The organism is Desulfoluna butyratoxydans (genome assembly GCF_900699765.1).
Lineage (GTDB): Bacteria > Desulfobacterota > Desulfobacteria > Desulfobacterales > Desulfolunaceae > Desulfoluna > Desulfoluna butyratoxydans.
Genome location: NZ_CAADHO010000002.1, coordinates 802424 through 828498, shown reverse-complemented (window position 1 = coordinate 828498; position 26075 = coordinate 802424). Strand labels below are relative to the sequence as shown.

Sequence of the window (26075 nt, the reverse complement as noted above, 5' to 3'; positions counted from 1 at the left end):
CCCTTGACCCCAGGTTCGCACATGCTCCGGGGCTCGTTCCTCACCCCTGCGCATGTGCTGACGGGCTTCGCCCGTAAAAACAACGTTGAAGATGCCTCCGGCGGCCCTGACGGAGGCCAACCTTTTGAAAAGTTTGACAAACAGGTCTTACCCAATATCCCAAAAGCCTTGACGGATGTCCTCGTCCTGAGGAACGAAGGGAGAGGACATCCGCAACCTGGGGTCCAGGGGGGGCGAAGCCACTTAGGCCAAAAATCCCCTGGCCGCCGGAGGCACGCTTTTTGATCCGACTTTAGCCATAGAAGGCACATACCCTTGGAAAAAACATCCAAAAAAGCAGCAGAACTCCTCGACCGCGCGCACATCATGACCCTGGCCACGGCCTGTGACGGAAAACCGTGGGCGGCGGCTGTCTATTATGTGGCGTACAAGGGGAGCCTCTACTTTTTTTCGAGCCCGGAGTCGAGACACATTATAGAAGGAAAAGGAGAGGCAGCCGCTGCCACGGTCCACGAAAACCCGTTTCATTTCCAGGAGATCGAAGGCCTGCAGATGGAAGGGGTGATCACCAAAGCAGGCTTGACGCCAAGGGCCATGGGAGCCTTTTCCCGGTATGTGAAGCGGTTCCCCTTTCTCAAGGACCTCTTTGCCCCGCAGCACCTGGGAAGCCTTGCCGGTTTCCTCGCAGCAGGCAAACCCAAGTGGTACCGATTTACCCCGCAGACGGCCCTCTACCTTGACAACAGCGAGGGTTTCGGACACCGTGTGGCAGTCAACCCGGAAGCGCTTTTTCCTCAAGAGGAATAAAAAAAACAGGCCTCCGGCGGCAAGGTGTGCCACCTTGAAAGCAGATAGCGGATGTGATTTGCCCCTCGTTCCTCGGGTCAAATCACATCCGCATTTATAACGGCATTCATGCAACTTTTTTATGACCTATTTGTTAAACTTTTTTAAAAGCTTAGCCCCCGGCAGGGCCGCCGGAGGCATAAGCTGAATAGTTACCTGAAAACAAATGAAAGGCTGTTGGAATCCACGGGACTTTAACCGGAGACAACCTGATTAACTGCTTTGATCTTAACCTATCCACGGGCGAAGCCCGTCGGCCAATGGGATCGACCTGAGGAACGAAGGTCGGGAGCATTGGCGAACGTGGGGTCCAGGGGATCATCCCCTGGCCGCCGGAGGCACCATGACCTATGCCAGTATGAGAGAGTGTGTGGAGGATTTGGAGGCCAACGGCCACCTGATTCGTATCCAAGAAGAGGTGGACCCGTACCTGGAGATGGCGGAGATCCATCGCCGGGTGTATGCGGCGGGGGGGCCGGCCCTGTTCTATGAGAAGGTCAAGGGGTCTCCCTTTCCTGCGGTATCCAACCTGTTCGGGACCCTGGAGCGTTCCCGGTTTATCTTTCGCCACACCCTGGACCGGGTCTCCCGCATGGTGGAGGCCAAGTCAAACCCGGCTTCCCTTTTAAAACACCCGCTGAAAAACCTCATGCTGCCCTTTGCCGCGGCCTGCGCCCTGCCCCGAAAGGTAAAAGAGGCACCGGTCATGGCGTGCACCACCGACCTCTCCAGCCTTCCCCAGGTCACCTGCTGGCCCGACGACGGCGGCCCCTTTGTGCTCCTTCCCCAGGTCTACTCTGAGGACCCGAAAAAGCCGGGAATCCTGGGCTCCAACATGGGCATGTACCGCATCCAGATGGCAGGAAACGATTACGTCAAAAATCGCGAAGTGGGCCTTCACTACCAGATCAAGCGGGACATCGGGCGTCACCACGCCCACGCCATTGAAAAGGGTCAACCCCTGAGGGTTTCTGTCTTTGTGGGGGGGCCGCCAGCCCACACCTTTGCCGCGGTGATGCCCCTGCCTGAAAACCTGCCCGAAGTGGCCTTTGCAGGGGCCCTTGCCGGGCGGCGTTTCCGCTACGCCAAGGAAGGGGGCCACACCCTCTCGGCCGAGGCTGACTTCTGCATCGTGGGCACCGTGGATCCCAAGGCGGTGAAGCCGGAAGGCCCCTTTGGGGACCACATCGGCTACTACAGCCTCACCCATCCGTTCCCCTTTTTAAACGTGGAAAAAGTCTACCACCGCAAGGACGCCATCTGGCCCTTTACCGTGGTGGGGCGCCCCCCTGCCGAGGACACCAGCTTCGGGGCCCTCATCCACGAAATCACCGGCCCTGCCGTGCCCGATTCCATCCCCGGGGTATCGGCTGTCCATGCAGTGGACGCCGCAGGGGTCCACCCCCTGCTCCTGGCCATGGGCAAGGAGACCTATGTCCCCTACGCCAAAGACGACGCAAAAAAACCCATGGAGCTCCTCACCCTGTCCAATGCCATCCTAGGCTTCGGCCAATGCTCCCTGGCCAAGTATCTCTTTATCGTGGACGAAGGGGACAACCCCGCCCTGGACATCCATGACGAAAAAGCCTTTTTGGTCCACCTTCTGGAACGCATGGATTTTTCCCGGGACATCCACTTCCAGACCCGGGCCACCATGGACACCCTGGACTACTCCGCCGAGGGCCTCAACGAAGGCTCCAAGGTCGTCTTTGCCGCAGCCGGAGAGAAAAAACGCACCCTTGCAACCACCCTGCCCCCGGACCTCTCCCTGCCCGACGGCTTTTCCAATGCCCGCCTTGCCCTGCCCGGCGTGATCATGGTGGAAGCGCCCCCCTTCACCGATGCCGAAACAGGCGAAGCCTCAGCCCAGGAGCTGGCCTCTCTCCTGGCCCAGGCCGACACCACGGGCATGGCCCTCGTGGTCCTCACCGAGGACGCCGAGTTTGCCGCCGCCACCCTCAACAATTTTCTCTGGGTCACCTTCACCCGCTCCAACCCCAGCCACGATATCCACGGGGTGGGAGCCACCACCATCCACAAACACTGGGGATGCACCGGCCCCGTCATCATCGACGCCAGGCTCAAACCCCACCACGCTCCGCCCCTCATCGAAGACCCGGAGGTTTCCGCCCGCGTGGACGCCCTGCTCCGTAACAACGACATCCTGTAACGCAAATTAAACCGGATGAAAAAAGCCAGCCTCCGGCGGCGAGGTGGAGCCACCTCGAAAGCATATTGCCATTGCGCTTTGCCCTTCGTTCCTCAGGGCAAAGCGCAATGGCCTTCGGCTCGGGCTACGCCCGACATAAACGCTGAGGGTTTGTTCGGGCTGACTCACACGTTTCCACGTCTCAGGATACGTTGTTGCCACGTGTCCAGTATCAATGTAACCGCAGTGCCTCCGGGCAAAACTTTTTCCGGATTTCAGGGCTTGGGTTTGACAAACAGGGCCTTACGAATCATTGGTATTCAACACGGGCGAAGCCCGTCAGCAAATGCGTTGGGCGAGGAACGAGCCCCGGAGCATTTGCGAATCAGGGGTCCAGGGGATTTATCCCCTGGCCGCCGGAGGCTTGTTTTTTTACCTGCATTGACAACAAACACGGCTGTTTCGTATGGTCGGAGTGAGTCTTGTTGATTTGGGCCGAAAAGGTCCTTTCTTTGGCATGTTTGAGGTGTGTATGGCCCGAGTACTGATTATCGATGATGACGAAACCCTTTGTTACTCCCTCTCCAGGGTGGTGCGCTCCGCCGATCATGAGGCCCTGACGGCCCAGACCCTGCACGAGGGGCTGGCCCTTGCCGAGGCAGGGGATGTGGATGCGGTGTTCCTGGACGTGCGCCTGCCCGACGGCAACGGGCTGGAGGCCTTGCCTGCCCTGCAGAAGGCCCCGTCTGCCCCGGAGGTGATTATTCTCACGGGCCTGGGCGACCCGGACGGCGCCGAGCTTGCCATGATCAACGGGGCCTGGGACTACATCGAAAAGACCGCCTCGAAAAAAGAGATCACCCTCACCCTTGCCCGTGCCTTGCAATACCGCCGGGAAAAAGTCTCGGCCATGGAGCGCAACCCGGTGGTGGCCCTGAACCGCGAGGGCATCGTGGGAGAGAGCCCCGTGATGAACGACTGCTTTGACCTGGTGGCGCGGGCCGCGGCCAGCGACGCCAGCGTCCTCATCACCGGGGAAACCGGCACCGGCAAGGAGCTCTTTGCCCGGGCCGTCCACGCCAACAGCCTGCGGCAGGACGCGCCCTTTGTCATCGTGGACTGCGCCTCCATTCCCGAATCCCTTGTGGAGAGCCTCCTCTTCGGTCACGTTAAGGGCGCCTTTACCGGGGCGGACCGGGACCGCGTCGGCCTCATCGCCCAGGCCCACAACGGCACCCTCTTTCTCGACGAGGTGGGGGAGTTGCCCATGTCCCTGCAGAAAGCCTTCCTGCGGGTCCTTCAGGAGCACACCATCCGGCCGGTGGGAAGCCGGGAGATGGTGACAAGCCACTTCCGGCTGGTCTGCGCCACCAACAGGGACTTGGAGGCCATGGTCAAGGAGGGCACCTTCCGCAAAGACCTGCTCTACCGCATCCACGCCTTCTCCCTGGAACTGCCCCCCTTGCGCCAACGGGGAACCGACCTGCGCGAGATCGCCTCCTACCACATCGCCCGGTTCTGCAAAGAGACGGGGCGGGACCAGAAAGGCGTCTCCTCGGACTTCTTCGACGTCCTGGAGAAACACAGCTGGCCGGGCAACGTCCGGGAGCTGGTGAATGTCCTGGACCAGGCCCTCATCTCCTCCCGCCATGAGCCCACCCTCTTTCCCAAGCACCTGCCCATGAAACTCAGGGCCCGGGTGGCACGGGCGCGGGTCAGCCATGGCGACCACCCGTCCGAGGCCCAAGGCCCGGAGGTGACCCCGCATTACGACCCCGAGGCCATGCCTCCCCTCCAGGCCTATCGGGACCGCGTCTGCGCCGAAGCCGAAGCCCGCTATCTCAAAGACCTCATGGCAGGCAGCGGCGGCAACGTGAAAAAAGCCTGCGCAACGGCAGGCCTCTCCCAGTCCCGCCTGTACGCCCTGCTCAAACGGCACGACATCTCCCACTGATGCCCAGCCCCATTCCTGCCCCGCAAGAAAAATGCCTGCGGGGCAAGAGAAATACGTGTGTCTCCTCGTTCCATGCGCCCTCGTTTCCCTACCCCAAACCCCTTCCATTTCAGCATATTGTGCCCTACCATCCCGATTTGGTACGGCTGTTGCTATTTCTCTTGGGCAACGATGTCTTTGGATGCGCCTCCTGGCCCCAGGATGCCGCCCGATCATAAGCCCGGCCCGCTCGCGCCGCCCCACCAGCGCCCCCGGACTCCGGCCGTACGCACCATCAAGAGAAAGGATCATGCAGGATGCAAGAACTCAGGGTGTTGTCACCAACCGCCATACTGGGATACGGATTTCCCATGGCCTCCTTTGAAGAGGGCATGAAGCGAAAACCCCATGTGATTGCCGTGGATGCCGGTTCCACGGACCCCGGGCCCTACTATCTGGGCGCGGGCATCTCCTTTACCGATGCCACGGCCGTCAAGCGCGACCTGGCCGTCATGATCGAAGCTGCCATGAAGGCAGACATCCCCGTCATCGTGGGAACAGCCGGAGGCGCGGGCGGAGAGCCCCATCTCGCCGAGGTGGTGGAGATCGTCCAAGCCATCGCCCGGGAAAAGGAGCTGACCTTTCCCATGGCCGTGATCCACGCGGAAATCGACAAGGAGACCGTGGCACGCAAGATGGCCGAAGGAAAGGTGAGCCCCCTGCACCCCGCCCCGGAACTCACCGGCGAGGAGCTGGACCGCACCGAACGCGTCGTGGGCCAGATGGGCCTGGAGCCCATGATCACGGCCCTGGACAACGGGGCCCAGGTGATCATCGCAGGGCGCGCCTACGACCCCACGGTCTTTGCCGCATTGGCCGTCAAAGAGGGCTTTGATGCGGGCCTGGCCCTTCACATGGGCAAGATCCTGGAATGCGCGGCCATCGCCGCCACCCCGGGCAGCGGCAGCGACTGCATGTTCGGGTACCTGGCCAAAGACCACTTTCGCCTGGAACCCCTCAACCCCATCCGAAAATGCACCACCCTCTCCGTGGCTGCCCACACCCTCTACGAAAAGACCGACCCCTACCACCTGCCGGGCCCCGGCGGCCTCATCGACCTGTCGGAGACCACCTTCGAGCAGGTCACCGACAGCATGGTCAAGGTGTCGGGCTCCCGGTTCGTGCCCTCAAAGGCCTACACCATCAAGCTGGAAGGGGCCAAGCGGGTGGGCTACCGCACGGTCTCCATCGCAGGCACCCGGGACAGCATCATGATCTCCCAGATCGACACCATCATCGAAGAGGTCAAAGAGCGGGTCAGAGACAACTTCTCCGAGGCCGGGTTCACCTACCACCTGGACTTCAAGATCTACGGCAAAAACGGGGTCATGGGCAGCCTGGAGCCATGTACGGACATCCCCGGCCACGAGATCGGCATTGTCATCGAGGCCGTGGCCGATACCCAAAAAATAGCCAACACCATCTGCGGGTTCGCCCGCTCCACCATGCTTCACTACGGATACCAGGGCCGCATCTCCACGGCAGGCAACCTGGCCTTTCCCTACTCACCCTCGGACTTCAAAGCCGGTGAAGTCTTTGCCTTCAGCCTCTACCACATCGTGGAGGTGGACCCCCATGAACTGTTTCCCATCGACTACGTAACGGTTGGAGAGGAGCGCCCATGAAAACCACACTCAAAGAGATTGCCGACGTCATCCGTAGCAAAAACGCCGGCCCCTACGAACTGACCTTCGATATCATCTTCAAAACCCAGGAAGACTTTGAAGCGGCCTGCGCCAAAAAAATCATCAACGAAGAGGTCATGGCCGGGCTCTACCGCATCCCGGTCTCCGACGTCATCAACATCATCGAGTTCAAACCCGCCAAAGCCATCAAAGCCACCATCGTAAGACCCATGGCCTCCGGAGAACTCGGAGAAACCGACGTCTACGGCGCCCAACAGCACGCCCCCCTGGTGGACCTGGAGGTGACACTGTAATCGGCAGAAAACAGATAAAAACCAGCCTCCGGCGGCCCTGCCGGGGGCCAAACTTTTAAAAAGTTTGACAAATAGGCCTTACATCGCCATTTCCTGGCTCCGCCAAAACAATCACGATATTTGTTACACCCGTGCGTCGTTGTGATCGGCCCGAAGGGCGATCACAACGACGCACGGGTGCATTAGGAAAATTTTTTGCGGAGCTTTTTTTCAAAAAAGCGACCCGCCGGAGGCAACTGAATTTTTACATGCGTTGGCCCTGACCTGACACAGCACCTTGGTTGACGCTTGCGGGGCATTTGTCATAAAAAAAAGAGTGCGTGCCGGCTTGGGGCGTTCAGGACACAAGGGGGGATCCATGGTGTGCAGGTGGGTACTGTTTTTCTGGTGTATTGGGGTCTGTGTTGCGCCGTTACGCGCTGCCGGGGCCTCGGAGGGGAAAGACGTTCGGGACGTATTGGTGCTCAACTCGTACAGCCCCGGGTATGTGTGGTCGGACTGGAAGACCAAGGGTATCCGAAAGGTGCTGGATGCCGAGGGCAGCTCGGTCCGTCTCAGCTTTGAGTACATGGACACCAAGCGGTACAAGCCGTCGGAGATCTTCGACACCCTCAAGGAGGTCTACCGACTCAAGTACGCATCGGTCTCCTTTGACGTGATCATCGCCTCGGACAACAACGCCCTGGATTTTCTGCTCCTGTACCGGGCCGCCCTTTTCCCCGGGGTTCCGGTGGTGTTCTGCGGGGTCAACGACTTTTCCAGGGCCATGCTTAAAGGCCAGACAGGCTACACGGGCATTGCCGAGGACTACGACCTCAAGGGGACCCTGGACCTTGCCCTGTCCATCCACCCGGAAACCACCCATGTGGCCTATATATCGGGGGGCGGCACCTCCAGCCACATCATCCGCGACCAGTTCGAGAGCCTCATCCCTGGCTACGCCTCCAGGGTGGACTTCATCCGCCTCTCCATGATGTCTCCCGACGATCTGAAAAAAGCCCTGGCAGACCTGCCCGAGCATACCGTCATCCTTTATCTCTCTTACTACGTCACGCCCGACGGAACCCGATTCACCGTGGCCGAGGGCCTCTCCCTGATTTTCGAAGCCGCCAGAAAGCCCATCTACGGTATCTGGGACTACACCCTGGGCAACGGGGCCTTGGGGGGGCCGATGCTGCGGGTGCAGGAACAGGCCTCAGAGGCAGCGCGCATGGCCCTCAAGGTGCTTGACGGCACCCCGGTGGATGACCTGCCGGTGATGCGGGAAAGCTTTCTGGATCCCATCTTCGATTACACCATGCTTGATTACTTCGACATCTCCATGGGGCGGCTTCCCAAGGGGAGCGTGGTGATCAACGAACCGGTGACGGTCTACTACCGCTACAAATACGTCATCTGGGCAACGGTCCTGTTTCTCATCTACCAATCGGTGACCATCGTGGTCCTCATGCGCATCATCGCCCGCAGAAAACGGGCGGAAGAGAGGGAAAAGGCGCTGGAGGCCCAGCTCCGCCAGGCCCACAAGATGGAAGCCATGGGCACCTTTGCCGGGGGCATCGCCCACGACTTCAACAACATTTTAGGCGGCATTGCCACCTGCACGGAGCTTGCCGCAGACGAGGTGGAGGGCGAGAGCCCGGTGCAGGAAGACCTGGCCCAGGTCCTCAAGGCGGTCAACCGGGGGAAAAGCCTGGTTCGCCAGATCCTCACCTTCAGCCAGAACAAGGACCGGGAGATGCAGCCCGTGCAGATGCGCCTCATCCTCATGGAGTGCACGCAGCTGCTGAAAAGCTCCATCCCCTCCACCATCGACGTGCGGCTCAACGTCCAGGCAGAGGCCGGGTTTGTGCTGGCCGACCCCACCCAGATCCACCAGGTGATCATGAACCTGTGCACCAACGCCCGCCACGCCGTGGCCAATCAGAAAGGATGCATCGAGATCTCCCTGGACGCCGTGGAGCTGGACCGCAAAGCCTCCCTGCGCCACCCGGACCTCCACAAAGGCAGGTACTCACGCCTCACCGTGCGGGACAACGGCAAAGGCATCGCCCCGGAAAACATGGAGCGCATCTTCGACCCCTTTTTCAGCACCCGCAAGGAAAACGGAGGGACGGGCCTCGGCCTCTCCATGTCCCACGGCATCATCAAGAACCACGGCGGTGCCATCACCGTGGCGAGCCACCCGGGCCGGGGAACCATCTTCTCGGTGTTCATCCCCTGTGCCCACGGGGTGGCGGCAGTGCCCGGCGAGGCCGCCGCCGCCCCCAACATACACACCCAGGGCACGGTGATGCTGGTGGACGACGATGAACAGATGCTCTACGGCACGGAAAAACTCCTCACCCGCATGGGCTACGAAGTGGCGGCCTTTTCCGGAAGCCTGGAGGCCCTTAAGGCCTTTCGCACCGACCCCATGCGCTACGACCTGATCTTCACCGACCACATGATGCCCTTTTTAAACGGCATGGAACTCGCCGCAGAACTCCTGGCCCTGCGTAGCGACATTCCCGTGGTGCTCTGCACCGGCTACCAGGACGAGCTCCAGGCCCTCACTCCGGAAGTCCTGGACCAAAACGGTATCTCAGAGGTCATCTCAAAACCCTTCAAACGCCAGGAACTGGAAACAATCCTTCCCGGCCTCTGCAAGGCCAACGCATGTAACAGTTCCGTTGCCTCCGGCGGGTCGCTTTTTGAAAAAAGCTCCGCAAAAACGTTCCGGTAAACGTAAAAATGAGAGGGGCTATGCAGGATTGCCGAGTTCACCAAAAAAAGAAACCTGTTTGTCAAACTTTTCAAAAGTTTGGCCCCCGGCAGGGCCGCCGGAGGCGAAAATCTAAATGCGCTATCCTTTCGGCCTCTGTGCCTCACATCGCAACTGTGATAAAAGGCCCTTATGAACTGGAAAGAGATGCTCGACAAATCGGTGGTATCGGCAAAAGAACTGGCCGATGTCCTGGGAGAGAAGACGGACGAAATCGCCCGTGTGGCCGGGGTTTACCCCATGCGCATCAACCCGTACTGGCTGAAGTTGATGAAAAAACCCGGGGACCCGTTGTGGCGACAGGCCGTGCCCTGCGCCGACGAGCTTTCCGACTCCCCCCTGCTGGAGGACCCCTTGTGCGAGGAGAAGGACTCTCCGGTCTTCGGCCTGACCCACCGCTACCCGGACCGGGTCATCTTTCTCGTCTCCAACCGATGTGCCCTCTACTGCCGCCACTGCATGCGAAAGCGAAAGGTGGGCAAGCACCAGGGCGCGGTGACGGACGCCACCATCGAGGCGGGCCTGGCCTACATTGAACAGACCCCTGCGGTGCGGGACGTCATCGTCACGGGCGGGGACCCCCTGCTCCTGGAAGACGCAAAGATCGACGCCATCTTAAAGCGCCTCTCCGCCATCCCCCACGTGGAGATGATCCGCATCCACACCCGGGTGCCCTCAACCCTTCCCATGCGCATCACCGAAGGGCTCTGTGCCGTGCTTTCCCAATATGAAAAGCTCTGGATCAACACCCACTTCAACCACCCGGCAGAGTTCACCCCCGAAGCAGAAAAGGCGCTCAGGCTCTTGAACCGAACCGGAGCGCCCCTGGGCTGCCAGACCGTGCTTTTAAAAGGCGTCAACGACGCCCCCGAAACCATGGCCGGGCTCATGCGCAAGCTTACCAAAAACCGGGTACGCCCCTACTACATCCACCACGGGGACGCCGTCAAAGGCACCGGTCACTTCCGCACCTCCATCGAAACCGGCCTTGCCGTGGTCAACGGCCTGCGCGGCCACCTCTCCGGCCTTGCCGTGCCCGCCTACGTCATCGACCTGCCCGGCGGCGGGGGCAAGGTGCCCCTGCTTCCCGAGTCCATCCTCGCCCGGGACGATAAAAGCCTCACCGTCAAAGGCTACGACGGCAAAACCTACACCTACCCACTATAGGCAGGGGCTACAGCCCCTGCACCCCAGGTTCGGGAATGCTCTTTCGCCTTCGTTCCTCAGGCTCATCCCATTCCCTGACGGGCTTCGCCCGTGTTGACTATGACTTCCGAGACTTCATCAAAATAATGTCGCACCCGCGCTTCGTTTTAATTGCCTCGAAGGGAGATCAAACGAAGCGCGGGTGCATTCTAACAGTTTTTTGCGGAGCTTTTTTCAAAAAAGCGACCCGCCGGAGGCAAATTGAATCTTATCCCTTCGCCTCCTTTGCCCGTTACTTTGTCATGTGCGTAAACGAGTCCTTCACCACCTTGTCACCGGCCTTGACCTTCACTTTCAAGGTGTAGGTTCCTTTCTGTTTCATCTCCACGTCCGCTCCGTGGCCGCCGCCCATGGCCATGGCCATGGTTTTGACCTCTTTGCCGTCGGGATCGGTGATGACGAATCCGACCTTGGCATCATGGACCATGGCCCCGTTTTTCCCTTTCACATCCAGCATCAGGTGGTGGGAAGCCATCTTGCCGGACATGGACTCCATGCCCTCCATATCCTTCATTCGCTGATGCATATCGATGAGGCGGTAGGTGAGGGTCAGGTCGTCAACGGTATGGGTGCGGATGACCTCCCCCATTCCATGGCCCTTCATTTCTTTTCCATGGTCCATGCCCATCTCTTTGCCGTGGTCCATGCTCATCTCTTTGCCATGATTTGAGGAGCCGTGCTCCTTGTGTTCAGCCGATGCAAGGGAAAAAAGTCCCAGGGTCAACAGAGCCAGCAGGCTCAAGATCAATGCGTGTCGTTTCATGAATTACGTTTCCTTCTATCTGTGTTGGTTGTTACCTGTCGACCCCGTGGCACCTTTGCCCGGGCCCGACCCTTCAAATTACCCGAACGCCGCCCACGCTAGACGGGCGAAGCCTCGGAGCCTTTGCGAACCTGTATCTCCCTGGCCTTGATCCCGTAATAGATGGCCGGGATGATGATGAGGGTCAGCACGGTGGAGGAGACAAGCCCGCCCACCATGGGAGCTGCAATGCGCTTCATGATCTGGGCGCCGGTGGCGCTGCCCCACATGACCGGCAGCAGGCCGATGAGGGTGGTGGCAACGGTCATGAGCTTGGGCCGAACCCGCTCCACGGCCCCTTCGATGACAGCCCCGTAGAGATCCGCAGGGGTGTTCATCTTCCCCTCACTCTGACGCCTCGTGTAGACCTCATTTAAGTAGACAAGCATCACCACCCCGGTCTCTGCGGCAAGACCTGCCAGGGCGATAAAGCCCACCACAACGGCCACCGAGAGGTTGTAGCCCAAAAGGTAGATGAGCCAGATCCCGCCGGTAAGGGCAAAGGGGAGGCTTGCCATGACCACGGCGGCCTCGGTGAGGCTGCCGAAGTGCAAGTAAAGAAGCACAAAGATGATCACCAGGGTGGCCGGAACGATAAGCATCAAAGAGGCCCTGGCCTTTTCCATGTACTCGAACTGACCGGACCAGACGATGGAGTACCCAGGAGGCAGGGTCACGTGGCTGCTCACCACCTCCTTGGCCTTCTTCACATAGGTGCCCACGTCCATGCCCTTCAGGTCCACGTAGACCCAGGCGGTTCGCCGGGCGTTTTCGCTCTTGATGCCTGCCGGGCCGTCTTTAAAGGAGAGGGTGGCAAGCTGGGCCAGGGGCACGTGGGCGCCTGACGGGGTGGGCACCAGAACCCGGCCCAGGCTCTCCAGATCGCTGCGGTACTCACGGCTGTAGCGCAGGTTCACGGGATAGCGCTCCAGGCCTTCCACGGTCCAGGTGATGTTAAGTCCGCCAATGGCGGTCATGATCACCTCCTGCACGTCGTCCACGGAGAGGCCGTAACGCACGATGTGGTCCCGGTTGATGTCGATATCCAGATATTTGCCCCCTGTGACCCGCTCGGAGTAGACGGACAGGGTCCCTTCAAGGGGACGAAGAACGGCCTCCACCTGGGCTCCCAGCGTGGAGAGAATCTCCAGGTCCGTGCCCATGATCTTGACCCCCACCGGGGTCTTGATGCCCGTGGAGAGCATATCGATGCGGGTTTTGATGGGCATGGTCCAGGCGTTGGTGAGTCCGGGGAACTTCACGGCCTGGTTCAGCTCGTCGGAAAGCTCCTCCATGGTCAGGTAGCGCTCTTCGGGGAGAACCCAGCCAAGGGGCGTTTTCAAGAAACCGGGCCAGCCCGAAAAGAACCGGGGCACAGGCCGCTTGCGCCACTCATGGAGAATTTTTCCTTTTTTCTCCTTGGGAAACACCAGGGAGAGAGGGCGAGCCAGCCACCCCGGCCAGCCGTCGTAAAACCGGTCCACCACCAGGGTCTCGTACTCCACCTTGGGCCGCAGCACGATGGTGGTCTCAATCATGGACAAGGGAGCCGGGTCCGTGGACGTCTCGGCACGGCCCACCTTTCCCAGGGTGTGGCGCACTTCGGGAAAGCGCTGGATGATCTTGTCGGTCTGCTGCAGAAGCTCCCGGGCCTTGGTCACCGAAATGCCCGGCAGGGTCGTGGGCATGTAGAGCAAATCTCCCTCGTTCAAGGGAGGCATGAACTCACTGCCCAGCCGGGAAGCAGGCACATAGGTGGCCGCAATAATAAGGGTGGCCACCACGATGGTCAGCTTTCGATGGGCAAGCACCCCATGGATCACCGGCCGATAGAGGCGAATGAGAACGCGGCTCAAGGGATTCTCTTTTTCGCTGAGGATCCTCTGGGGCAGCGCCACCATCACCACAAGGATGCCCACCACCAGGGCGACCCAGAAACTCCAGGAGGGCATCGAAACGCCAAAGGAGCGGGCGGCCAGCACCCCCACAGGGGGCAGCACGCCTGCCAGGCTGTAAAGGAGACGGCGACGCCCTTTTGGCTGGTCATCGGCCATCCCTTTTTCCCTGATAAAAAAGGTCATGAGCACGGGGATCACCGTCACCGCAAGAACCGAAGAGGCGGCCATGGCAAAGGTTTTCGTATATGCCAGGGGACGGAACATGCGCCCCGACTGCTCTTCCAGGGTAAAGACCGGCAGAAAGGAGACGGTGATGATCAAAAGGCTGTAGAACAGGGCCGGGCCCACCTCCCGGGAGGCGTCGATGATGATCTGCCGGTGGGAGCGGGTGCCCCCGCTCCGCTCCATGTGCTTGTGGGCGTTCTCCACCAGCACCACCGAGGCGTCCACCATCACCCCGATGGCAATGGCGATGCCCCCCAAACTCATGATGTTGGCGTTGATGCCCAGGGCGTACATGACGGTAAAGGAGATGAGGATCCCCACGGGCAGGGTGAAGATGGCCACAAAGGCGGACCGGAAGTGCAGGAGAAAGATCACGCAGATGAGCGCCACCACGGACATCTCCTCCACCAGTTTCACCCGAAGGGTGGAGACGGCCCGTTCAATGAGGCCCGAACGGTCGTAGCCCATCTCAATGGTCACCCCCTCGGGCAGGCCGGCTTCCAGCTCTTTCAGGCGGGTCTTCACCCGCTCAATGGTGGCCAGGGCGTTCTCACCGTAGCGCATCACCACGATGCCCCCCACCACCTCGCCTTCGCCGTTCCACTCCAGGACCCCGCGCCGCAGCTCCGGGCCGATCTTTACCCGGGCCACGTGCTTCAACAGGATCGGCGTGCCTTTTTCATCCACGCCAAGGGAGATCTTCTCCAGGTCCTCCACCGAGGAGAGATAGCCCAGGCCCCGCACCATGAACTCGGTCTCGGCCATCTCCACCAGGCGGCCCCCCACGTCGTTGTTGGACCGCTCAATGGCCTTGCGAATCTGGCCGATGGTCAGGTTGTAGGCATTGAGGCGAGAGGGGTCCACCTCCACCTGGTACTGCTTCACAAACCCGCCGATGCTGGCCACCTCCGAGACACCGGGCACCGCCGTAAGCTCATAGCGCAGGTACCAGTCCTGAATACTGCGGAGCTGCTGGTTGTCCAGGGAGCCCGATGCATCTTTAAGCACGTACTCGTACACCCACCCCACGCCCGTGGCATCCGGCCCCAGGCCCGGGGTCACCCCGTCGGGGAGGCGCCCTGCCACCACGTTGAGATACTCCAGCACCCGGGAGCGGGCCCAGTAGATGTCCGTGCCGTCTTCAAAAATAATGTAGACAAAGGAGAGCCCGAAAAAGGAGTACCCCCGCACCGACTTGGCGTAGGGCACACTCAGCATGGCCGTGGTCAGGGGGTAGGTCACCTGATCCTCCACCACCTGGGGGGCCTGGCCGGGCACGTCCGTATAAACAATCACCTGCACATCGGAAAGATCCGGGATGGCGTCCAGGGGCATCCGCGACATGGCAAGGAGCCCCACCGCTACAACAAACAAGGTGGCTAAAATCACCAGGAACCGGTTCCGCACAGACCATATAATCAGCTTTTCAATCATCTTTTTTCGCCTTGGTTAGAAGGACAATGTCTCTTAAAAAAATGCCTCCGGCGGCAAGGGGCTGAGCCCCTTGACCCCAGGGTCTCGAATGCTCCCGGCCTTCGCTCCTCAGGCCGATCACATTCGCTGACGGGCTGTGCCCGTGCTAAACACCGAGGGCAAGGTGCAATAAACGGAATCAAGATATCTTTCGTTCCCAGGCTCCGCCTGGGAATGATCTATGGAGGCTCTGCCTCCACGCTTGAAATTGCTTCGCCCTTGTCGAAATATGAGAAAATGCAAAGATTCCACACCACCCATCACGGGCGAAGCCCGTCAGTAAATGTGACGTCCCTGAGAAACGAAGGGACGGAGCATTTACGAACCTGGGGTGCAGGGGATTTATCCCCTGCGTCTTACATATCCTCTAAAAAATCATCTTCTTTGGAATCCATCGACCTGGCCTCGGGTGCCGGCGGGTTAACGGCCTCCATCATCTTGGCCACGGCTTCTTTGAGCTGGGATTCCGAGTCCAGGAGGAACTGGCCGGAGACCACCACCTGGTCCCCGGGGGCAACCCCCTGGAGGACATGGAGACGTCCGTCATCCAGGGTCACGCCGGTGAGGACCTCCCGGGGGGTGTAGCGCCCCTTTCCGGTACGCACGAACACCGTCTCTTTGCTGCCGGAGCGCAGGACAGCCTCGGAGGGGATCACCACCCCTGAGTCCCCGGTGCCGGTTTCGATGGTGACGTTGGCGTACATGTCGGGCTTTAAAAAGGCGTCGTCGTTGTCAAACTCCATACGCACGGTGATGTCGCGGGTCTTGCCCTCCATAAAGGGATAGACAAAGGCCACCTTGCCCGTCCGGCTCTCACCGGGGCTGAAGGGAAGCACCATGGAGGCCTGCTGACCGGCCCTCACCCGCGCCACTTCGTACTCATAGACATGGGCCTCCACCCAGACCCTGGAGAGGTCCGAGACGGTGAACAAGGTGGTACCCGCCCCGAAATACCTGCCTTCCACGGCCCGTTTGTCCACCACCACCCCATTATAGGGGGAGGTGATTGTCACGGTATCCAGGGCCCGCCCCCGCTTCTCCGCCCGACGAATCTCGGACGGGGCCATGGCATAATTGAGCAGCTTTCGTTTCGCCGAGGCCAGGAGCCTCTCGTTGTAACCGCTTCCCGGCCCCCCCAGCCGCTGCCGGGCGTGGAGGTACTCCTCCTGGGCGGCGATGAGCTCCGGGGAGTAGACCGTAAACAACGGGTCGCCCTTTTTCACATTCTGGCCTTCAAAATTGGCGTGGAGGGTCTGGATCCAGCCGGAAAACCGGGGGCTGATGTCGTAGGTACGGGTCTCATCCCAGGTGACATGGCCCCAGGTATGAACGCTGCGGGCCAGTCGGGCGCGCTCCGCGGCCTGGATGCGCACCCCCATGTTCTGCTCCACCACCGGATCGATACGAATCTCCACCCCGCCCACCAGTTCATCCTCGTACACGGGAACCAGGTCCATGCCCATGGCGCTCTTGCCGGGGGCATCATATATCTCGGCAGGGTTCATGGGAGCCCGCCAATAGGCCACCACCCTCTCTTTGTCCTGGGCCAGGGCAGGTGCCTCCACCGCCTTCGGGATCAGGGCCATGCCGCACACCGGGCAATCCCCGGGCTCATCCAGCACAATGAAGGGATGCATGCTGCAGGTCCACAATTCCGCCTCGGTCTCATGGGTGTGATCGCCATGGGCCACGCCGGTGGTTCCGGTGGCCGCCGGGCCCGCCCGATGCATGGTCAGGGCCATCCCCACACCCACCACGGCGAGGATCACCACGATTCCTGCGGCCCAGGCCCACTTGGGTACATTTCGTTTCCGTGTCATGTGTCACTCTCCTTCATTGGGTTTGGTCCGCGTGGGGTCTGAGTCGGATGGGGATTTCTCAGCCCCGGCGTGCATCAGCGACGCAACGCCGGGAAAGGTTCCGCCAGCCAGCTCCATGAGCTTCACTTCGGCCAGCAGGGCATCCCTCAAGTACTGCCTTGCCGTCAGCTCGGCCCGCATGGCCGCCATGGCCGCCTCGATCATATCGGTGTAGGAACTCCCCCCCACCTCGTAACGGGAGACCAGGGCCTGGGAAAGCTGGCGCGCCCTGGGCACAAGGTCCCTGTTATAAAACTCGTGGCGGTCAACGGCCGTGGCCATCTGCGTTGCCACCCCGTCGATGAGATGGGGCAACTCCAGGCGGTAGCCCTCATAGTTGAGCAGGGCCGCTCTCTCCGTCGCCCTTCGGGAGGCCACAAGCCGGTCTTCTCGCCGGGACTTCCAGACAGGAACCGGAAAGGAGGCGGAGAGGGAGACAAAGTCATCCCTGCTGTTGCCCATGGGATCGTCTTCCCGCTGACCGTAAGCCAGCTTCACGTCCACATCGGGCATGGATTCCTTTTCCGCCAGCGAAAGGGAGACCCGGCTCAGGGCCACCTCGTGCTTCAACACCTCCAGACGCGGGTTCCCCCTTTCTGCCTGTGCCACCCAGGATGTGGATGGCCGAAGCCGGGGCAGGCCCAGGCCGGTCTCCGGGATCACCGGAAGATGAGCCTCCCGCTGAAGCAGGCGGTTGATCCGAATTTCCAGCCCACGGCGTTTCCCGTCCAGGGCCAGCCGCTCGTTGGTCAGGCCGCTCAACTCCAGTTCTCCGGTGAGCACAGCCTGCTGGACTTCCCGTCCAGCGCCGTACCGCGATGCCGAGGCATGGATCAGCTGACTCACCAGGTCGTAAAGCTCTCCGTTAAGACGAAGGCTCTCGGTCACGAACCAGAGTTCATAGTAGGCCCCGGCCACCTCCCGCTGGAGGGCCAGGGCCTTGGCCTTGAGCCCGGCCTCGGCCCGACGGGCGGCGAGAAGCCGGGACTCTGCAGCCAAGCCTCTTTTTCCGGGCCAGGGGAGGCGCTGCGTCACGGAGATCTGTTTCTGGGTCATGGCCTCCTGATCCAGATCAAAACTTCCCGTGGGCACGTTGAGAAGCCCCACGCCGATTTTGGGGTTGGGCAGGGCCCCTGCATACTCGGAGGCGTCCAGAAGCCCCTGCACCACCTCGCGGTCGGCACGAATCTCGGCGTTGTTTTCCATCGCCTCCAAAACCAGTTCGGCCAAAGACTCTTCCCCCTCCCACCCCATGGCCGGGGTAATCGTCCAAATCAGGAGGCACATGGCTGTCATCACTGTTTTCATCATCATGGTTTTACATTCCGTCATGAACATATCGGGTGCACAAACGATGGTGGCTTTTTGGCGTGCTTCCACCCATCAGAGCCACTCTCTCCGGCCCTTTTCCCTTTACCTGTCCATCTGGTTCATCATGCCTTGCATCTGGTCAATCATTTGCCGGTTCATCTTCTCGATACGTGCCTTGTCGACGGTTTCCGACGACATCTCCCCTGCCATCGCATCAAAATGCCGGGACAGACCTTTCATCATCTTTGTCATGTCCCGCCTCTGTGAGCGGGTCATGTTTTCCGGCATCCCCTGAACCATCGTTCCCATGGTGACCATGGTCTTTCCCATGCTCCGCATCATCGGGCCGTGATGCACCATGGTCTCCCCTGTGGAGCCCCCATGCATGGACTGGTGATTCGCGCCTCCATTGCTGTGGGAACCACCCATCATCGAGGAGCCATGCCCCCCGCCAGATCCGGATCCCATTCCGCCACCTCCCATGGAGGCAATGCCTGTTGCTGACGTCAAAAAAAGAATGGCCAATGTTCCGATAATCATTTTCTTCATGTTTTTAGGTCCTGATTTGCTGTTGTTAAAAAAATTTCAAAATTACAGGCAGTCCCCGACCTTGAAAATACGCGGGGGCCGCCGACAGCCTTGGGCTGTCCCATGAACTGCACCTGGTGAATAGCAGGATATATGCCAACTTGTACCGAGGAGAAAAACAGTCTGTAGTTCAGGTAGGATAGCCCCGCGACCGGCAGAGTTCCGCCCTGTCGGGGCAATGGGGTTGAAGTCTATTCTTCATGCCGATGAAGAGTATTCATCACGGACTCAACCCGAAGTTTATATAAAAGGTAAAAAGCCACCTGTGCTGGCAGGTGAGAGGTCTTATGAGGTGAGAAAGCCGGTAATAGAAAAATCCGACCAGAGGGTCGCGGCCTTTTCCCGGCCTTGAAGGTGTCTTTCCGAGAATTGTCCCCGATGTGTTGAAGACATCTCTTCACCCCCCTTCTGTATTCGTTGTGTTACCACGTTTGCCAAGACCAGAATACCGCACCAACCTACCAATTTTAAAGACAAAAAAATAAAAATACATTGTGGCACGCTTTATGAATATCCCCATAGGCAGATAAATTAAATTCCAACGTTTTACCGGATCGACTCACCCAGACCGGGGGGCATCCAACACAACACAAAAGCGGAGATTTTTAACCATGAAACACATTACCTCTTATACAAAACACCTTTTTTCAGCAGCCCTCGTGCTGCTTGCCCTGACCGTGACCGCCGGCACCGCGTCCGCCGGATTTTTTGATTTTACCCAGGGCCGCGTGGCCCAGCCGGGGACGGATCTTCACGCCCTGGGCACCCAGGCACTGAACACGGGGCTGGGTGGTATCAGCTACTTTACAAACGGTGAGGGCCGAGTCATTGAGGTCCGGGCCAAAGAGATGCCCAACGGTGATCTCCGGGTCTCCCAGCGAAGGGTTTACATTCCCAAGAATTACGTGGCAAAAACCCATGACCAAACCCTGAAAGCCGAGCGCATCAGAAATAACCTGGCCGAGCTGGCCGACCAGCAGCCCTGGGTAGGGGGCTACGCGCTCCTGCCCCAGAACGAAGGGGCCAAGGCTTACAAATACGGTGTCATGGTGGAGACCGAGCTTCGACGTAACCACCAAAGCGACAACTGATGCTTTAAGGCATCGGCGTCTTTCATCCGACGGTGACGCGGGGGCCTCCCCCAGGCCCCCGCATCCCCATCCCCTCCCTGGGCCTGACCCAGGCTCACCCCTCCTCCGTATTTCCCGTCACGCCCTGCAGCCCGGATCTGCAACGCCCAGGCACCTTGCCGCCCTCTTTAATAAACGATTGTTCATTTTTCCATAAACTTGTCTAAAACGTTTACCCTTTGATACCGGAACGTTGCGTGTCTACAACTTCATCCCGCCAGACAGTGCCCTCCTGCCAAAGGTGGTTCCGGCTGTTGAAAAGGAGCCGCCGGAACCCAGAATGCGTCCCGGGTGGATCCCTGACCCACCCGGCCCACCCCGGCAGGACTCCGCCCCCAGAAATCTCCCCCATGGGAACCGCCCTACCCCCACACGGATAAACAAACATTCGTTTATCCATTTTTATGTCAATAACCGCAACACAGCTGAAATAACACCAAATACAAAGAAGCGCAGCCCCGCCCGTGCACCCCGATTTTCACCTGAAACGGCCTGTTGCGGTAAGGCAGGCCTCCTTGACACAAACCGGCCGATACCGTATTCTTTTTACGTGATGAACGCCCACAGGCCGCACCAACAAAGAGCTTTGTCATCACCCCATGGCCCCTTCCCCGCCCACGATGCGCCTTTGCCGGAGCGGGACTCCCCACGGGCATGAAAAGGCGGCCCCTTGCATCTCCCAACCCGATCCCCGCACCTGAATCCTGAGCCTGCACATCAGACACCACAAATGCCCCCAGTGGTCATGCACCCTTTGGCCCGTCTCGGAGGCAGGGATCCCCGTGCCATGCCATCCTCCTATAGGAGGAGACGTTCATGCCACCGCGATGTGATCGCCGTGGTACAGATGCAGCCCTTCATCGCAAAAAACTGCCTCCGGCGGCCCTGCCCGGCGCCAACCCGTTAATACGTTTTTCAACCAGGCAAATAACAGTGGCGGGCCCACCGCTGTCCATGGGCCTGCCTTGCCACCGCCTTCACCCTTTTCCCGCAGCGGCATTCCCACAAACCGACCCCGCGGGTTCACGGGGTCCAGGAGTTCCCATGGCGTCTCCGGTGCACCGCACATATGGCTTGACGGCCCTTTGCCTCCTGGTGCTGGGGTGCCTTCTTGGGACGCCGGGCAACGCGGACGGATCGAGCCTTGCCCAGCGTGTCCTTCTCCTGCACTCCTACCACCAGGGATACGCGTGGACCGACGGCATCACCGAAGCCGTCACCCGCGCCTTTGAGGGCAGAAACATCGAGCTCCAGGTGGAATATCTGGACAGCAAGCGACGTTCCGTGGCCGAGGTGGCCGGTCCGAGCCGGGACTTTCTCGCCAGGAAGTACGTGTCCAGACAGCCCCATGCCATCATCTGTTCGGACAACAACGCCCTGAACTTTCTCAGGCAGTACGGCCCGGAACTCTTTCCCGGCGTTCCCGTGGTCTTCTGCGGCATCAACAGCTTTGTCCCGTCCATGCTCCAGGGGTTTGACGGCAACATCACCGGTGTGGTGGAGCAGCCCGACCCCCTGGGCACCGCAAGGCTGGCCCTGTCCCTCTTTCCCAAAACCAGGCGGATCATCGTCGTCACCGGCATCACCCCCACGGCCAAAAATATGAAACAAGAGACGCAACAAGCCTTTGAGGAGTTGAGGGGCAAGGTGGAAACACTGTGGTGGAACGGCCTTTCCCGGGACGACCTTACGCGAAGGCTCAAGGACCTGGACTCAAGGGACGTGGTCCTGCTCCTCCTCTTCCACCGGGACGGCGCCGGGGAGTACTTCTCTTATGAAGAGGGCGCCAGGATCATCGCCCAGGCCTCACGGGCTCCCGTCTTCGGGCTCTGGGACTTTTTCCTGGGCACCGGTGTGGTGGGCGGGCGCATGGCAAATTCCACGGACCAAGGACAAAGTGCGGCGGCCCTTACCTTGAGGATCCTCAAGGGAAAGGAGGCTGGACAGCTTCACATCATCGACTCCAGCCCCAACCTGTACATGTTCGACAACGCCATGCTGAAAAAATTCAACATCCCCAAAAAAGACCTGCCCCTGGGCAGCGTGGTGTGGGGAGAGTCCGAGGGGGAACTGCCCCGCCCCTTTTTTTACATCAACACGGTCATCCTGTTTCTCTGCTTTGTGGCCGTCATCTACATCCTCCTGATCTCGGCCCGGCTTCTCAGGAAGCGCAGGGCCCTGCCCCAGTTCTCATCCCAGATCTCCCAGATGGTCATCGCCGTGCCTGCCATGGTCCTGATCCTGGCCACCCTGCTCTGGGCTGGGCAGGACTACCTCCAGTTCCGTGACAACAGCCGAAGCCTCCGCCTGAAGCTCATGGAAGAGCTCCGACGAACCATCTCCTATCAGGTCAACCGGGCCATGGAAGACATTGCCTTTCAGAGAAAGGCCGAACGGGCCCGCCTGCGCCGGGACCTGAAATCCCGGACTGAAGAGGCCCTGGGCATCACCGATCATCTCTACAACACCCACCGGCACCAACCGAAAAAAGAGATCGAAAAACGGATCTATGATGCCCTGTACGCCCTGCGCTGGAACGACAGGCGCGGCTACTATTTTGTCCTGGACACCACAGGCCGGATGGTTGTCCACCCCTTGCTCCCGGACTTAGAAGGGCGGGACCTGGCGGACCTCACCGATGAAGACGGGGTCCTGTTGATCCAGAATTTCATCGCCACCATCCAGGAGACCGGAGAGGGCTTCAGTCAGTACAAGTGGCTCAAGGGCCCCGACGAGGAGTTCCAAACCCCGAAACTCTCCCACCTTCGCCTCTACGAACCCCTGGGCCTCATCATCGGCACCGGCGAGTACCTCGACGACATCCAGGGCGACACCCAGGCCCTGGCCCGACAACAGCTGGAGGGCATCTCCTATGCCGGGGGCGAGGGGTATGTTTTCGTGACGGCCTACGACGGCACCCTTCTGGTGAACCGCACCCGCAAGGACCTCATCGGAAAAAACCTGTGGGACGATACCGACCCCCACGGCATGAAGACCGTCCAGGAGTTCATCGCCGCGGCCAAGCACCCGGACGGTGGGTTCGTAACCCACGCCTTCCGAACCCCTCCGGACCCCACCCTCATGAAGAAAATCGCCTATGTCCGAGGGGTGGATGACTGGCAATGGGCCGTGGGCTCCTGCCTCAACCTGGACAGGCTCGACGAGGCCGTGGCCCTGGCCAAGCAGAAGATGGTCACCAACTTCTCGGCCCGGCTCGGCCTGATGCTGGCGGCCATGGGGGCCTTAGGCCTGTTCTGCACCTGGCTGGGGCGCCGGTACTCCACCCGGCTGGTGACCCAGTTCCAGACCTTTCAGGAGGACTTCACCACCTCCGAGGGCAATCCCCTGGACAGTACGGTCTACGGCCACGCCGAGTTCCGCGACCTGGCCGTGGGGATCAACGAGGTCCTGGAGGAGCGACAGCGGGTCTCCACCGTCCTTCTCAAGCAACAATCCCTGCTGGAGGCCATCTTCGCGTCCACCACCGACCTTTTGATGCTCAAGGACAAGGGCGGGGTGTATCGCATGGTCAACGAGGCCTGCACCGCCTTTATGAAAAAGAGGCGCGAGGCCATCGAAGGGCGCACCGACTGGGAACTATTTTCCCGGGACCAGGCCGAGCTCTTCTCCAAAGGGGACCGGGAGGTGCTGGAGCAGGGTGAGCCCATCACCGACGAATGGACGTTCAGCAAAGAGGGGGCCCTCAAGAGCCTTCTCATCTCCAAAACCGCCGTGCTGGAGGGCACCGGCAGGATCACCGGGGTCCTGTGTTCCGCTCGGGACATCACCACGGTTCGCCTGGCCCAGGAGGAGCTGCAGCAGAGCGAAGAGCGCTTCCGGCGCCTTTTCCGCGACACCGCCGACTCGGTCTTTCTCATTGCGGACAACCGGTTCATCGACTGCAACGAAGCGGCCCTGCACATGCTGCGCATGCCGTCCACCGAGGAGGTGATCGGCGCCCATCCATCCCGATTTTCTCCCACCCACCAACCCGACGGCACGCCCACGGCCCCGGCCATGGACGCCCTCTTCTCCAAGGCCCTGGCCCAGGGTCCCACCTCCTTTGAATGGATGCACCGGCGGGCCGACGGCGAAGCCTTCTGGACGGACGTGAGCCTCACCCCCATCGCTTTTCAGGACCGCCAGGTGCTGCACTGCGTCCTGCGCGACATCACCGAGCGCAAGCAGATGGAACAGCAGCTCCGGGACGCCCTGGAGCAGGCCGAGGAAGCAAGCCACGCCAAGAGCACCTTCCTTGCCAACATGAGCCACGAGATCCGCACCCCCATGAACGGGGTCATCGGCATGACCGGCCTCCTCCTGGAAACCCGGCTCACCGACGAACAGCGCCAGTTCGCCGAAACGGTCCAGGCCTCCGGGGAGTCCCTTCTCGCCCTGCTCAACGACATCCTCGATTTCTCCAAGATCGAGGCGGGCAAACTCAACCTGGACCTTCTGGACTTCGACCTGCGGGCCATGCTGGACGACTTTACCGGGCTCATGGCCGTCAAGGCCGAGGAGAAGCACCTGGAACTCATCTGCGCCCCGGCACCGGAGGTGCCCCCCTTCCTTAAAGGGGACCCCGGCCGCCTCAAGCAGATCCTCATCAACCTCACGGGCAACGCCGTTAAGTTTACGGAAAAGGGGGAGGTCTCCGTGCACGTGGACCTCCAGGAGGACACCGGCCAGGAGGTGCTCCTCAAATTTTCCGTCAAAGACACCGGCATCGGCATCTCCCCGGCCAAGCAGCCCATGATCTTCCAGAGCTTCCAGCAGGTGGACCCGTCCACCACGCGTCAGTTCGGGGGCACAGGCCTGGGCCTGACCATCTCCAAGCAGCTCGTGGAACTCATGGGCGGCGAGATCGGTGTGGCCAGCCGGGAAGGCGAGGGGTCCAACTTCTGGTTCACCGTGCGCCTGGAAAAGCAGAAATCCCAGCCCGAGCCCCTGCGCCTGGCCGAACTCGACGGCCTGCGCATGCTGGTGGTGGACGACAACCACACGAACCGGCGCCTCCTCACCACCCAGCTCACGGCCTGGGGCATCCGGGCCCGGGCCGTCTCCGGCGGGGCAGAGGCCCTGGCCGACCTCGACCGGGCCAAGGCCCAAGACGCGCCCTATCACCTGGCCATCCTCGACATGCAGATGCCCGAAATGGACGGCGAGGCCCTGGGGCGGGCCATCCGCGCCAACCCGGTTCACCGAGGGACCCTGCTCCTCATGATGACCTCCATGGGCCAGAGAAGCGACGCCCGGCGCCTGGAGGGGGTCGGGTTTTCCGGCTACCTCATCAAGCCGGTCAAACAAAAAGATCTTTACGACACCCTGGCCGCGGTGGTGGGCAAGGGCCCTGTGGACGGCGGACGTGCCCCCATCATCACCCGCCGCCTGGTCAAGGAGAACCAGCGCCGCAACGGCCACGTCCTCCTGGCCGAAGACAACCCCACCAACCAGAAACTCGCCGTGCTCCTGCTCCAGAAAATGGGCATCCACACCCATGCGGTGACCAACGGCAAAGAGGCGGTCCAGGCCCTCTGCCATACCCCTTACGACCTGGTCCTCATGGACGTGCAGATGCCCGAGATGGACGGCTATGAAGCCACGCGGCTCATCCGCGCCCAAGGGTCCGGGGTGTTGAACCCGGAGATCCCCGTCATCGCCATGACCGCCTTTGCCATGAAGGGAGACCGGGAGGCCTGCCTGGACGCCGGCATGAACGATTACCTCAGCAAGCCCATTCGCAAGGCCGAACTCTCCCGCATCCTGGACCGCTGGCTCCCCACCAGGGGGCAGGCATCCTGAGCGGGGCGTTCCCTCCCGAGGCCGCCAACCCCTTGAAAATAATTATGTCTTGACATCCCTCCGACACAGCGATTATCAATAAATTACGCTGTT

At 60.5% G+C, this 26075-nt stretch carries 14 protein-coding genes; 9 read left to right on the top strand and 5 right to left on the bottom strand.

Annotated features, from left to right (window positions below; genetic code table 11):
• Positions 1–315: 315 nt before the first annotated feature.
• The 7 genes from MSL71_RS08520 (at position 316) to MSL71_RS08490 (ending at position 10855) form a co-directional block, all read left to right on the top strand.
• Positions 316–807: a pyridoxamine 5'-phosphate oxidase family protein gene (locus MSL71_RS08520; protein WP_180138780.1), complete on the top strand. Its 492-nt coding sequence runs from the start codon at positions 316–318 to the stop codon at positions 805–807.
• Between the two features lie 382 nt (positions 808–1189).
• Complete coding sequence (locus MSL71_RS08515) at positions 1190–3016, top strand: UbiD family decarboxylase (protein WP_180138778.1); 1827 nt, start codon at positions 1190–1192, stop codon at positions 3014–3016.
• Positions 3017–3527: 511 nt separating this feature from the next.
• Positions 3528–4949, top strand: a complete 1422-nt coding sequence (locus MSL71_RS08510; protein WP_180138776.1) for a sigma-54-dependent transcriptional regulator — start codon at positions 3528–3530, stop codon at positions 4947–4949.
• Positions 4950–5245: 296 nt separating this feature from the next.
• Positions 5246–6613, top strand: coding sequence for an acyclic terpene utilization AtuA family protein (locus tag MSL71_RS08505; RefSeq protein ID WP_180138774.1), 1368 nt, complete (start codon positions 5246–5248; stop codon positions 6611–6613).
• Positions 6610–6927, top strand: coding sequence for a DUF4387 domain-containing protein (locus MSL71_RS08500; protein WP_180138772.1), 318 nt, complete (start codon positions 6610–6612; stop codon positions 6925–6927). The genes MSL71_RS08505 and MSL71_RS08500 overlap by 4 nt, the downstream gene beginning before the upstream one ends.
• A 460-nt stretch (positions 6928–7387) precedes the next feature.
• Positions 7388–9649, top strand: coding sequence for an ATP-binding protein (locus MSL71_RS08495; RefSeq protein WP_180138770.1), 2262 nt, complete (start codon positions 7388–7390; stop codon positions 9647–9649).
• A gap of 171 nt (positions 9650–9820) precedes the next feature.
• A complete protein-coding gene (locus MSL71_RS08490; protein WP_180138768.1) occupies positions 9821–10855 on the top strand; it encodes a KamA family radical SAM protein in 1035 nt (344 codons plus the stop codon).
• Between the two features lie 271 nt (positions 10856–11126).
• On the opposite strand, the gene MSL71_RS08485 is transcribed toward MSL71_RS08490, so the two are convergent.
• The 5 genes from MSL71_RS08485 to MSL71_RS08465 form a co-directional block, all read right to left on the bottom strand.
• Positions 11127–11657 carry a hypothetical protein gene (locus MSL71_RS08485; RefSeq protein WP_180138766.1) on the bottom strand — a complete coding sequence of 177 codons (531 nt, stop codon included), beginning with the start codon at positions 11655–11657 and terminating at the stop codon, positions 11127–11129.
• A gap of 98 nt (positions 11658–11755) precedes the next feature.
• Complete coding sequence (locus tag MSL71_RS08480) at positions 11756–15253, bottom strand: efflux RND transporter permease subunit (RefSeq protein ID WP_180138764.1); 3498 nt, start codon at positions 15251–15253, stop codon at positions 11756–11758.
• Between the two features lie 395 nt (positions 15254–15648).
• Positions 15649–17112 (bottom strand): efflux RND transporter periplasmic adaptor subunit, encoded by a 1464-nt coding sequence (locus MSL71_RS08475; RefSeq protein ID WP_180138762.1) that lies wholly within the window; start codon positions 17110–17112, stop codon positions 15649–15651.
• Between the two features lie 3 nt (positions 17113–17115).
• On the bottom strand, positions 17116–18465 hold the full coding sequence (locus MSL71_RS08470; RefSeq protein WP_180138760.1) for a TolC family protein: 1350 nt from the start codon (positions 18463–18465) through the stop codon (positions 17116–17118).
• A gap of 99 nt (positions 18466–18564) precedes the next feature.
• Entirely contained in the window at positions 18565–19011 is a 447-nt protein-coding gene (locus tag MSL71_RS08465) for a hypothetical protein (protein ID WP_180138758.1), read from the bottom strand.
• Between the two features lie 650 nt (positions 19012–19661).
• Here MSL71_RS08465 and MSL71_RS08460 point away from each other — a divergent pair.
• Positions 19662–20141 carry a hypothetical protein gene (locus MSL71_RS08460; protein ID WP_180138756.1) on the top strand — a complete coding sequence of 160 codons (480 nt, stop codon included), beginning with the start codon at positions 19662–19664 and terminating at the stop codon, positions 20139–20141.
• Positions 20142–21224: 1083 nt separating this feature from the next.
• Complete coding sequence (locus MSL71_RS08455) at positions 21225–25982, top strand: cache domain-containing protein (protein WP_180138754.1); 4758 nt, start codon at positions 21225–21227, stop codon at positions 25980–25982.
• Positions 25983–26075 lie beyond the last annotated feature (93 nt).